The sequence below is a fragment of the Paenibacillus protaetiae genome (assembly GCF_004135365.1).
GTDB lineage: Bacteria > Bacillota > Bacilli > Paenibacillales > Paenibacillaceae > Paenibacillus_AP > Paenibacillus_AP protaetiae.
Genome location: NZ_CP035492.1, coordinates 957,571 through 969,778, shown reverse-complemented (window position 1 = coordinate 969,778; position 12,208 = coordinate 957,571). Strand labels below are relative to the sequence as shown.

Sequence of the window (12,208 nt, the reverse complement as noted above, 5' to 3'; positions counted from 1 at the left end):
TTTCTGCTAAAATCGTTGCTCTCGAACATAAGGCGTTCCGAGCGATTCCGGCGATCCGGACGGTTTGTTCCGATTACGCCAGCCCAGAAACATAAGCACCAGAATGGTAACGATGTACGGAATCATCTTCAGAAAGTACGAAGGAATTGCGCTGCCGGTCAGCTGAATCCGGAAGCCGATCGAATCGAGCGCTCCAAACAAATAGGCGCAAAACAAAGCGCGCAGCGGATTCCACCTTGCAAAAATGATTAGCGCAACGGCGATCCAGCCGCGTCCGGCTGTCATCCCTTCCGTCCAGGTCGGGGAGTAAACAAGCAGCATGTCGGCGCCGGCGAGGCCGATCAGCATCGAGCCGATCACAACGTAACCGTAGCGGAACTGTTGTACCGGTATGCCCATCACATCCGCTGTAGGCGGATTATCGCCGATTGCCCGCAAATGCAGCCCCATGAAGTGCGGTGAATGTACAAATGCATTACAAGGACAAGCGCAAAACTGAACCATGTCAGCACGTCCAGATGGCCAAACAGCTTGCCGAAGAACGGAACGCCGTCCAGCCAAGGCAAATCCAGCTTCGGCACGGTGCCTGGAAGCGGCTGGCCGCTTACCGGTTTGCCCAAATAGGCGCTGAGGCCGGTGCCAAACAACGTCATCGCAAGCCCGCTCACAATTTGATTCGTCCGAAGCGTCACGCAGAGAAACGCGTGTACGATGCCCAGCAAGCCGCATACAGCAAGCGATGCAAGCAGGGCAAGCAGCAGGCTGTGCGTATGCAAATAGGTCAGGCATGACAGTACGGCCCCCATCAGCATAAGCCCTTCCGCGCCAAGCTGAATAATACCCGACCGTTCGATCAGAATGCCGCCCAATACGGCAAACAGCAGCGGTGTGCCCGATGAGATCGCCGCGGCAAGCAGCGTCATCATATCCATTTGCGTTCCCCTTCTCTATTGGTATTTCCGCAGCCGGAACTTGCCTGCCGTTGCTCCTCCGATCAGGAAAAACAAGATGGCTCCCTGCAGCATGCTCGAAATGGATGACGGCAGGCCAATCGTCTGCACGCTGTAGCCGCCAACAATCAGTCCGCCGAATAACACCGAAGACACAACGAGCCCAATCGGATTCAGCTTGGCGAGCCAAGCGACAATAATTGCCGTATAACCGTACCCGGGCGATATGCCGTACATCAGCCGGTGTGAAACGCCGGACACCTCCGCCATTCCGGCGAGTCCGGCCAACCCTCCGCTAATGAGCATCACGAGCAAAATATGGCGGCTGATGCGGATGCCGGCATTTTTCGCCGCTTCCGGATTGGCGCCGATCAGCTTCAGCTCATAACCCCAGCGGGTATACTTCATCATCAAGTAATAAAGCACAACCGCCACAATGGCGAATATAAAGCCGTAATGCAGCCGGGTCGTGCCGATTAACGGCAGCGACTGCGCATCCGTAAACATCGGCGTGCCGGGAAAATTAAAGCCCTTTGGATCTTTCCATGGCCCGAACACGACATAATCCAAAGCCAGAAGCGCTACATAGTTGAGCATTAACGAAGTAATCAGCTCGTTGACGCGGAAATAAGTTCTGGGAATGGCGGTTAACAGCCCCATAAGCCTCCGCCGGCGATGCTGAACACGATCATGGCCGGTATAACAAGGTAAGACGGCATATTCGGAAAATAGATCGTAACCGCAGTTGCCGCCATTGCCCCAATGGCGAACTGCCCTTCCGCCCGATATTCCAGATGGATATCCGGTAAGCGACAGCCACGCCCAAGCCGCACAGCAGCAGCGGAATCGCTTTAACGAGCGTTTCGGTTATGCCAAATTGCGTGCCGAACGCGCCATTCAGCATTTTGCCGTATACCGTAAGGGGATTCATGCCGTTTGCCCATATGAAAATACCGCAAAATACGAGCGCCAGCACAATCGACACGATGGTCATCCACCAGGGGCTTTCCTTGCGGGAAGCATCCCACTCCAGCCGGTAAGGAAACACAAACCCCTTTTTCTTCTCTGTCGCAAGCCTGCTTTCCGCTGCGTTCATCCGGTTTCCTCCTCCGCTTCTTGAAGACCGGCCATCAGCATGCCGATTCGGTCCCGGTCCGCCTCATTCCGTCTCATCTCGCCGATAATCCGGCCATTGTAAATAATGAGAATGCGGTCCGACAGCAGCATAACTTCATCCAAATCTTCTGATATAAGCAAGACGCTGCGTCCCCGGTTGCGCAGATCGGTCAGCAGCTGGTGAACGCCTTCCGTTGCGCCGACATCCAGGCCTTGTGTCGGGTGGACCGCCACCATCAGCCGCGGATTCTGGTGTACTTCCCTCGCAAACAGCAGCTTCTGCTGATTGCCCCCGGACAAATGGCGCACCGGCGTATCCAGGCTTGGTGTTTTGACATCGAATTGCGCCACCAGCTCCTCTGACCAAACCCGGTTGCCGGCCGTTCGGAGCAGGCCGTATTTCGAACGCTCTTTCGTCCGGTACGACTTGAACAGCAAATTATCTACAATGCCGAGACTGCCGGCAAGCCCGCTTTTCATCCGGTTTTCCGGCACATGGGAAATACCGGCCTCAATCGCACCGCGTACCGACCCGTTTTTAAGCTCCTTGCCGTCGAAATACACTTTGCCCCTCTTCCAGCTGCGAAGGCCGGACAACATCTCTGCCAGCTCCTTCTGCCCGTTGCCTGCCACGCCGGCTACCCCGACAATTTCGCCTTCCATTACTTGCAGGTAAAAGTTGTCGAGCGCTTTGCGGCCATGGTCGGCATAAACATCAACCTGCTCTACGGTCAGCAGCGGTTTGCCTTGCGGCCGCTCCGGCAAGTGGCGCGCTTCGGATACCGTCTTGCCGACCATCAGCTGGGCAAGCTCCCGTTCATTCGTGTCCGTTTTGTCCATCGTATGAGTCAGCTTCCCTTTGCGCATAACGGAAATCCGGTCGGAAACAGCCATAACCTCCTTCAGCTTGTGCGTCGTTATAATGACGGTTTTCCCTTCCTCCTTCATGCGGATTAGCGTGCGGAACAGCTGGTCTGCTTCGCCCGGCGTCAGTACGGATGTCGGTTCATCCAGAATGATAATGCTCGCGCCGCGGTACAAAGTTTTCACAATTTCCACTCGCTGCTGTTCCCCGACCGATAGCTGCCAGATCGGGCGATCCACTGGAAATGTCAGACCGAAATGCCGGGCAATCGTTTCGATTTCCTGCTGTTTTTGCTTCATCCAGCGCGGTCCCCGCCAAAAAGACGTTTTCTCGCCGAGCACAATGTTTTCCGCCGCCGTTAACGTCTGCACGAGCCTGAAGTTCTGGAACACCATTCCGATGCCAAGCTCCATCGCATCCTTAGGCGATCGGATATGGACCTTTCGCCCGTTCAGCACGATGTCCCCGCTGGTGGGACGGTAAACGCCGGAGAGCATGCACATCATCGTGCTTTTACCCGCCCCGTTTTCCCCGAGCAGCGCGTGAATTTCACCGGCTTTAACCGCAAAATCGATCTGATCGTTTGCGATGACAGACCCGAATTGTTTCACAATCCGGTGCATCTCAAGCGAATGTCCGGCTTGCTTATACATGGATAAGCGCCCCTCTCCTTCATAAGTAAGCCAACAAATCCCTTGGATAAGGGATTTGTTGGCGGCTGCTGCTGTATCATGGCTAACCGGTTATTATTGCTGGGTTTTGCCGTCAACGCCTTTTACGAACCAGTCCATCACCAGGATGTCGTCCAGCGAAAGGGTTTTGCCGTCTTCGACTTTCACCGCGCCGGATTGGTCATAAATCGGACCTGAGAACACATTCAGTTCGCCGGATTTGATTTTGGTTTTCGCATCTTCCACCAGTTTTTTCGTTTCTTCCGGAATGCTTGGTCCAAGCGGCGCGATATCAACCATTCCGTCTTCAAATCCGCCGGAATATTGTTCGTTGGTCCAAGTGCCGTCCATGACGGATTTCACTACCTTCGTGTAATATGGCCCCCAGTTCCAAATCGGGTTTGTCAGATAAGCGTCAGGTGCAAATCTCGTCATGTCAGAATCATTGCCGCCAGCTTTGGCTCCACGTTCAGCTGCTGCTTGCAGCGTCGCTGGTGAATCTTGGTAAGCGAGCAATACATCAGCGCCCTTGTCAAGTAAGCTGACAGCCGCTTGCCGTTCCGTCGTTGGGTCGTACCATGTATTGGTCCAAACGACGCTTACGGTGGCGTCCGGGTTTACACTTTGTACGCCAAGCGTAAAGGCGTTGATGTTATAAATTACTTCCGGAATCGGGAAAGCGCCGACATAACCGATTTTGTTCGATTTCGTCGTTTTGCCGGCTGCAATACCGCTTAAGTAGCTGCCTTCATAGTTTTTGCCGAAGTATGTGCCCATATTGTCCGCAGTCTTATAGCCTGCGGCATGCATAAAGATGACTTTCGGGAACTTTTTGGCGACATTCAGCGTTGGATCCATATAGCCGTAACTCGTCGTAAAGATAATGTCATGATTTTGCGCGAGCTCAGTAATGACACGCTCTGCGTCCGCGCTTTCCGGCACGTTTTCTACGGTGTCCGCTTTAACCCCAAGCTGCTCCTCCATGTACTTCCGTCCGTTGTCGTGCTCGAACGTCCAGCCGCCGTCGCCCGGAGGCCCGATGTACACGAATGCTACTCGCGGATTAGCAATTCCTTTGCCCGGTTCCCCGGATGGTGAAGCCGATGTATCCGCAGATGCTTCTGCCGATGCTGTCGGCGACGGCGATGCTGAACTGTTTCCGCCGCTGCCGGAATTGCTGTTCGAACAGGCCGATAATACAAGCACTGTCAGCAATAATAGTGAGAACCCCATTGTCCATCGTTTACGAAGACGTTTCATACCGTTCCTCCCCGATTCTCTTTATTTCACCTTGGCCTCAGCCGTTGATGTATTCCCAATATAAGGTGGAAGGCAACACGCGTCAACTAACCTTACATTATATTGTTTTTGGTGTATAAAACGATCCTTGTTCATTGTGCGTCATGCACTTTATGTTAGAATTCCGCACACTTAATTGAGCGCTGGCAAAAATGAGCAAGTTACTTCCGCAAATAAAAAAGCAGCGCTTCCGGTTTGGCGGCGCTGCTTTGGCGTAAATAGCATTAATAACTGATCCGAGGCGATTCACGGTTATGAATCGGGGATTTGCATGCTTTTGGAATACAGATCTGCTGCCAGTTTGAAGCTGTCAGGATCATCAATGTCCATCAGCCATTCATCTTTCAGAGCGGGAACAAAAACACCGGCATTGCTCGCGTCAGATAACAATTTCCGTGCGCCGGCATCGCCCTCCAGCCGCTCCAACGCCGGAAACAGCCGTCGGCCGAATATGGCGGGCGGCATCGCAATTCCTTCCCGGTTTGCAGTAGCTGCAAAATGAGCGCCGGAATCATTAAACGCTTCAATCAACATTTCGATGTGCCGATGCGGAATAAACGGCTGATCGGCCAGCGCTATTAAAACCGCATCAGGCTGCCCCTCCGCTGCGGCTGCCAGGCCGCTTCGGATCGAATGCGACATGCCTAAATGCGCATCCGGGCAGCGGATAATACGGACAGATGCATATTGCGGCAGCAGAAGCTCAGCATCAATATCTCCCATATAGCTGACTGATTTATGCAATTTTACTCCCAATTGCGGATAGGTATTTGTCTGACATGAATATATCCCATTACGATAGATTGATGGAAGCCAGCGCATATCGTCATCAGGTCTAGCGACGATAATGAGGTCGGATAAGCTATTAACAGAGGGAGCACCCGCGGATAAGACGCTAGATCCTGCTGTGCAGCCCGAGTGGGCGGCAGTTGGAATAACGGCGTCCGGCAATCCGGCTGTGGAGGAAGCATTAACCGAGAGAGCATGAAGCGCCAAACTGCCCAGCGTCACGCCGTCCGCCAGCTCCAAGTTCAGCTTCGGCTTCCCCATCCTCCGGCTTTGACCGGCCGCCAAATAGATGACGGACAATTTCACGGCCATTCGCCTCCTTTCTCCAAGCAGCTTGTGAAGCGCGATAAACGGAAATCAGCTCCGCAGCAATGCTGACTGCAATTTCAGAAGGACCGTCCGCGCCAATCGGGAGTCCAACCGGCGCATGAACGGCTGATGGCAGCTTTCCGTCTCCAAACAGCATGGCAATACGCTTGCGCGACCCGACTACTCCGATATACGAAACGCCCGCTTCAAGAGCCGTCTGGATAAATAAACGGTCCCGTTCGAGCTGATGGCTGCAAATCAGCACGAAATCGGATGGTTTGATTATGACGGCTGCGTCTGTATATAACCCGGCTGTGATACGTTCGGCATCCGGGAAACGCTCTTCTGTTACTAAAGACGGCCGCCAGTCTACGACCGTGACCCGAAATCCGCTTAAAGCGGCAAGCCGGTGAACGGGTATGGCATCGTCCCCTGCCCCAAACATGATTAGCCGGGGCTGCGGTCTCCAATCCAGCGTGACAACTGTCTCCGTCTCGGCGACAGCCGAGGAGTGATCCAAGGACATTGCCGGCTCCTCTTCGCCTTCGCCTTGCAGCAAGTTTTCGCCTCCATGAGGCTGCAAGCTTTGTTCCGCTTTGCGTTCTGCGTATACAGCCGCCATTGGCGTCCCATCCGCAGGCAAGCTGGAAAGCCGATAACGGATGCCGGCTTCGCCGATCGTTCGAGACAATCGGACAATGTCTCCGCAATCCAGCCTTTGCTTAGCGTCTTTCAGCAAGACAGGCAGCGGTTCTTGAAGGGGTTCAAGCAAAATGTCAATCACGCCGCCGCAGCCAACCGTCTCGCCCCATACGGCATCTTCTTCCGGCTGCATATTATAGCGGATCTTGTACGGAAGCCCGGCATCGAGCAGCTCCGGCACACGCGCTTGCAGATCATTTTCCAAGCAGCCCGGACTGATGCTTCCCCGTTTGGAACCATCGGCCAGAAGCAGCATCGCGCTTCCCTGTTTCCGGTATGCGTGCCCTGCAACCCCGATTATGGTCGCCAGAACGCCAGGCTGCGAGGTTCGTTCCAACTCCTGCAAAAGCCGGTGCATATCCATAGACCTTTCTCCCCTCTTTCACAGAAGTCTAATCCGCAATGGAACCGTCGCAGACAATGCCTTCAGCCGGCTCTGCTTGGCTTTGCCAAGCAGCTTGCAGCCTACAGCCTTTCGAGCAGCCTGCGGAGCGCTTGGTCGGCTTCTTTCAGTACAAGCGGTTTATCAATGGTAGTCATTATCCGGTTCTGCATTACAACATCTCCGCCAATCAAGACGGTATCCACGTCGCCGCGTGTCGCCGCATAGACGATACGGGAATACCAATCCGCATCAAATGACGGGTATACGTGGAAATCTTCCAGATCCAGCAGCTGCAGGTCAGCCAGCTTGCCCACTTCAATGCTGCCGATCTGCTTCTCCATCCCAAGCACCTCAGCCCCGCCCATCGTGGCCATCCGCAGCACTTGTTTTGCGTTCATAACCGTAGGTCCATGCTGTACTTTTTGGATAAAAGCGGTCAGCCGCATTTCCTGAAACATATCCAGGTTGTTGTTGCAGGGCGCTCCGTCCGCCCCGATGCCTACTGTAACGCCGCTTTCGAGCAATGCCGGAATTTGGGCGACGCCGGAGGCGAGCTTCAAGTTGGAACCCGGGCAATGAGTGACTTTCACCCCCCGCTCCTTAATAATCCGTTTCTCCTCATCATCAAGCCAAATGCTATGCGCTAATATCAAATTAGGCTTTGCCAAGCCGATATGATCCAAATAAACTACGTTGCGCATGCCGCGTTCCGATTCGACGATTTCGATCTCGCCCAGGTTTTCCGAGGCATGGGTATGCACCTTCACGCCGTATTGCTCCGACAAATCCCTTACGCCAACCAGCAGCTCCTCCGTGCATGACACGACAAATCGCGGGCAAAACGCGTATTGGATTTTTCCGCTCCCTTTGCCGTGCCACTGCTCCAGCAGACGGACGCTTTGCTCCAGCGAATCGGATGTTTTCTCCTGCAGGGCCAGCGGCACCTCCGTGCCGTAATCCATCATGACTTTGCCGGAAAAAGCACGGATTCCGCTCTCGAGAATAGCTTGAAAAGCAGCTTCCGTGTGGTGGACGGTCTCCATGTCAAGAATCGTGGTTGTCCCGCTCCGAATCAGCTCCCCAATCCCGAGCAGCGCTGAATAATACACCGAGTCCTCGCTGTGCGCCGCCTCCAGCGGCCATATCCGCTTGCGCAGCCAGTCGATCAGCGCCAAATCGTCCGCCCGACCGCGGAACAGCGTTTGACATAAATGGATATGCGTTTGCACAAAACCCGGCAGCAGCACCTTGCCGCCTGCATCAATAATGCGATCGGCGGATGAACCGTCCAGCCCCGCGCCGATTTGCGTAATCGTCGCGCCCTCGATCCTTACATCGCCCTGCAAAATGTCGTCATTACGGTTCATCGTTACAATCGTCGCGTTACGGATTAAAGTGGTAGCCATCGCTTTAACGTCCTTTCTGCCCGGCGGCTTCTTTCGTTTTTTTCGCCGGCTGGCCGCGGCTTAATATACGCCGGAATAAAAACGCAATTTTCAGCCGCAGCAAATCGTTCATTTTTTTAAAATCAACATCCAAAATTTCGCTCAGCTTCTCAATCCGGTACGTTGCCGTATTCCGGTGGATAAAGAGCCTCTTGGCCGTTTCGTTCAGCTGGCCGTCTTGTTCCAAATACGTTTCAAGCGTATGGAGCATTTCGCCGGCATATTCCGGATCTTTATTAATGAGCCCGCCCAGCCATCGCTCGCAGAAGGCTTCCATCCGTTCCCTGGATACATGTTCGAACAAAAAAGCGAGGTCCATCGTTTCAAATTTAATAATGGGCAGCCCCGCTCCCCAATCGGCTGAAAGCCGCCGGGACTGCCGGCATTCGTCAAACGCTTCGTACAGCTGCTCCGGCGTTTTTTTGCGGCTGCTCATCGCCGCCGTAGGCATAACGCCATCCGGCCCTGTTCCGGCTGTTAAGCATGCCAGGAGCGCCGCCTCCAGCTCTTCCTCTTCTTTGCTGCCGGCATCGCTTTCCGGAAATACCGACAGAAGCCCTTCCTCCATCAGCAGATGCATTCCTTTCTGATGCTGCAGGCGGGCATGGCTTAGAAATTCGCTCTTCAGCTTCTCCAGCTTATCGGCACGCGAAAGCGCAAAGTTTTCCTGCGGAAAATCGGTCAGCACACAGCGGTACGAATGTTCAAACAAATCAATCTCCCAGCGGCGCGCGTAATCAATTACCTGGTCAATCGGCAGGCCGTTGCGCAAATAACGTTTGATCAGCAGACCAAAATCCTTTTGTACGGACAGCTCGAAATAATCCTCGTAATTAAAGTTCATATGAAATGACAGCAGCTCCGCTGCCTGTGAATATAAACTTTCCTCCATACTGGACAAAAACAGCTGCGGATTAAAAAACAGCACAAATCCCGTACACCGTTCCTGCTTCATAAGCGGCACGCAGAAAGCCTGCCATTCGCTTGTTTTCATCCATTTGTGATGGGTGGGCCACGGCCAGTTCGCAAGCAGCTGCCCATCCAGCACAGGCGAACAATTGTACAGCATTTGTCCGCGCGAGCCTACTACCGCCATCGGTACGCCGATGACTTCAGAGACATCGTCAAACAGCTGGCCGATGTTATCGGATTTTAGCGCAAACCGCATAAGCCGCATTTGTTTGTCCAGCACCTCTTGCATGATGCCGGTATTGCGCTTCATTTCGGCTCGGAATAAACCTTTCATCTGATCGGAGAACGTAAACGGATAAGGCAGCTCCAGCAGCGGAAAACCTAACCGATTAGCTGTATCGACCAGCTCCTCTGGAATAGCTTGCCAGAAACGGCCCAGCTTGATTCCAAGGCCTGCGCAGCCGCATTGATTCAGCTTAATCAGCAGCTCATTCGCCATGGCTATATCATCCTTCAGCAAATAGGCTGTCGTCAGCAGCAGTTCCCCTTCTTTGATCCACTCCGTAATATCGGGGCATCCATCACATTTACGGACCGGATGATCCGTTTTTTCCCTGCGCCGCCTGCCACGATTTTGGCTTCCGACAATGGATGTACCTGCAATGCCTGTTCAATTGTAAAGTACATGAAACGGCACCTCCGTGCGGGCGTTAACCTGTAAAGTTTAAAATCATGCTTCAAAAAGGTCAGCCAACCAAAATGGCATTCAATTTGTGTTATATTATCTTACATAATAAGCCACCCACTTGCCGTTCGCAATAGATTTGTGTAATATTTTATGACATAAACGATTGGCCCGCAGCACAAAAAAAGCTCAATGCACGATGGCATTGAGCTTTTGAACAGAAGTATTTAATAAGTGCAGGTTTATTTTTTGTCCGGAAGCGGCAGGAACAGGAAGCTGATCGGCAGGTTGCTGCCGGATGCCGGTGTAAAAGCGATTGTTACCGTCTCGCTGTTGTCGCCAGTCCGGTACAACACGCCCGCTTCGCTAGAGGTTGCCAATACGCCGCTGTTCGGCGCGTAAACCATTTTGTTGTTGATCAGGAACGAACCGGCGTAGAATCCGCCCCTTGGATTAATCGCTATAAGCGTATGAGGGAGCACTTGGCGCAGCGTAATGATGTACATCATGCCATAGTTGCCGGTATTGGTCATTTGGTTGCCGCTGACGCTGTCAATGCCGCTCATAAACAAATCAAGCTTATTATCGGTTAATACCATGCGGGAAGGCTTGCCGCCAATCGTATCGGAAATGTTGATCGTCCGGTTAGCCAGCTCAAACGTTCCGCGCGAATGTTTGCCGTCATAAGGAAGCACCGGAAGGTTCGGAAGCGCCGCTAGCGGGTCTTTATCTTTGTCGACAATGACGATGCTGAACTTCAGCGGCGCCGTTGTGTTCACATCTGCATAATAAGTTATGATCTGGCCAGGATTGATCGATTTGTTGCTCAGCTCCGGCAATACAAGACGGCTTTGCCCCGCCGGAATGACCGTTTTTTGATTTAACGACGGTTTCGTCCGGGCGTTCAAATAGTTATTGCCGGCCGTTTTGCCGGCGCCGGCTGCAGTAGAAGGGCCGCCGATGCCTGTCCGGTCAACCGTTAAAGTGGCATCCTGCTTGTTATTATTCGTCACGACAATATAAGTGCGAACCGCATTGTCTCGCTCATTCTGATGATGGCCGAACAGGCGGACATTGCCGTTAGCCGTATCCGTATAATAAACGCCTTCCTCGGTAATCGTTTCCGGCGCATTGTCGCGGATCAGTGTCTGTTGCCCGTAGTTGTTCAAGGAAGCGTACGTAATAACCGGGAGCGTCAGCACACCGGCGCCGTCAACAGCAATTTTATCTCCTTGCTTCGTAAACAGCAGGTCAAATTCCGGTTTGGTGTACATCGTTGTATTCGAAATCGTAATCGTCTGATCATACGTGCTTTGAAGACCCTTGGAGTCGGTTACCGTAAGCGAGATCGTCTGCTCGCCCGGTTCAAAGAAAGCATCTGCTTTATTGGACCACGATTCGGTTAAGACCGTACCGTCTTCTTCGTCGAAGCTTTTATTCGTGTACGTAATCGGCTCGCCCATTTGGTACACGGCTTTGTTTGTTTCGAACAGAGCTTCCGGAGGCTGGTTCAGCCGCTCCACCTTCACTACGACAGAATAGGGATCGCTCCATACGCCATTCGTATCTTCAACCCAATGGGTAACTGTATAGGTGCCTTTCGAATCAAATACTTGCTGTTTGCCTTCCCACTTCTCATCAATAATGCCAAGGTGAAGCGGATGGCGCGGCTTGCTCATGTAAGCCACTTCGGTTTCGCCTTCGTAGATCGTACCCGGAGATACGGTAAATTCCGCAATCGGTTTAACGTACCAGGCAAGTTCAATCGTCTTCGCTTCCTTATTAAGCGCAAGCGTCATGCCGTATGGCTTAAGCAAGGTGCGGACTGGAATCATAAGAGATCCATTCAGCAAATAAGGCGTGCCAAGCACGTCATTCCGGTATTCGCCGTTATATAAATAACCCGCTTTGCCGATCGAATAGCGAAGCTGTGATTGCCCGTAGGATACAACGTATTCTTTGGTGGAGGCATCATAAGCCAAGTTCGAATACAGCTGTTCAGCCATCGTGCGAAGCGGTACATAAGTCACGCCGTTTTGTTCAGACAACGCCTGAACCGCCTGGTAAGCAGTTCCGTTAT

The 12,208-nt window shown here is 52.9% G+C and carries 9 protein-coding genes and 1 pseudogene; all 10 read right to left on the bottom strand.

The features are described 5' to 3' along the window. Positions 1-6: 6 nt before the first annotated feature. Positions 7-923: pseudogene (locus ET464_RS04285) on the bottom strand (ABC transporter permease). 24 nt (positions 924-947) lie between these two features. Continuing rightward, on the bottom strand, positions 948-1,610 hold the full coding sequence (locus ET464_RS20205) for an ABC transporter permease (protein WP_244226657.1): 663 nt from the start codon (positions 1,608-1,610) through the stop codon (positions 948-950). 28 nt (positions 1,611-1,638) lie between these two features. After that, positions 1,639-2,046 (bottom strand): hypothetical protein, encoded by a 408-nt coding sequence (locus ET464_RS20200; RefSeq protein ID WP_244226656.1) that lies wholly within the window; start codon positions 2,044-2,046, stop codon positions 1,639-1,641. Then, positions 2,043-3,584, bottom strand: a complete 1,542-nt coding sequence (locus tag ET464_RS04275) for an ABC transporter ATP-binding protein (RefSeq protein WP_129438540.1) — start codon at positions 3,582-3,584, stop codon at positions 2,043-2,045. Before ET464_RS04275 ends, ET464_RS20200 begins: the two co-directional genes overlap by 4 nt. Positions 3,585-3,677: 93 nt before the next feature. After that, positions 3,678-4,862 (bottom strand): BMP family ABC transporter substrate-binding protein, encoded by a 1,185-nt coding sequence (locus tag ET464_RS04270; protein WP_208543893.1) that lies wholly within the window; start codon positions 4,860-4,862, stop codon positions 3,678-3,680. 291 nt (positions 4,863-5,153) lie between these two features. Further along, the gene (locus ET464_RS20680) at positions 5,154-5,645 is read right to left on the bottom strand and encodes a nucleotidyltransferase family protein (protein WP_341869743.1); all 492 of its coding nucleotides are present in this window, start codon (positions 5,643-5,645) and stop codon (positions 5,154-5,156) included. A gap of 226 nt (positions 5,646-5,871) precedes the next feature. Continuing rightward, positions 5,872-7,065: an XdhC family protein gene (locus ET464_RS04260; protein WP_129438536.1), complete on the bottom strand. Its 1,194-nt coding sequence runs from the start codon at positions 7,063-7,065 to the stop codon at positions 5,872-5,874. A gap of 101 nt (positions 7,066-7,166) precedes the next feature. Further along, complete coding sequence (locus ET464_RS04255) at positions 7,167-8,492, bottom strand: 5'-deoxyadenosine deaminase (protein WP_129438534.1); 1,326 nt, start codon at positions 8,490-8,492, stop codon at positions 7,167-7,169. 4 nt (positions 8,493-8,496) lie between these two features. Next, complete coding sequence (locus ET464_RS04250) at positions 8,497-9,963, bottom strand: PucR family transcriptional regulator (RefSeq protein WP_244226655.1); 1,467 nt, start codon at positions 9,961-9,963, stop codon at positions 8,497-8,499. Between the two features lie 407 nt (positions 9,964-10,370). Next, complete coding sequence (locus tag ET464_RS04245; protein ID WP_165279889.1) at positions 10,371-12,176, bottom strand: stalk domain-containing protein; 1,806 nt, start codon at positions 12,174-12,176, stop codon at positions 10,371-10,373. Positions 12,177-12,208: the final 32 nt, after the last annotated feature.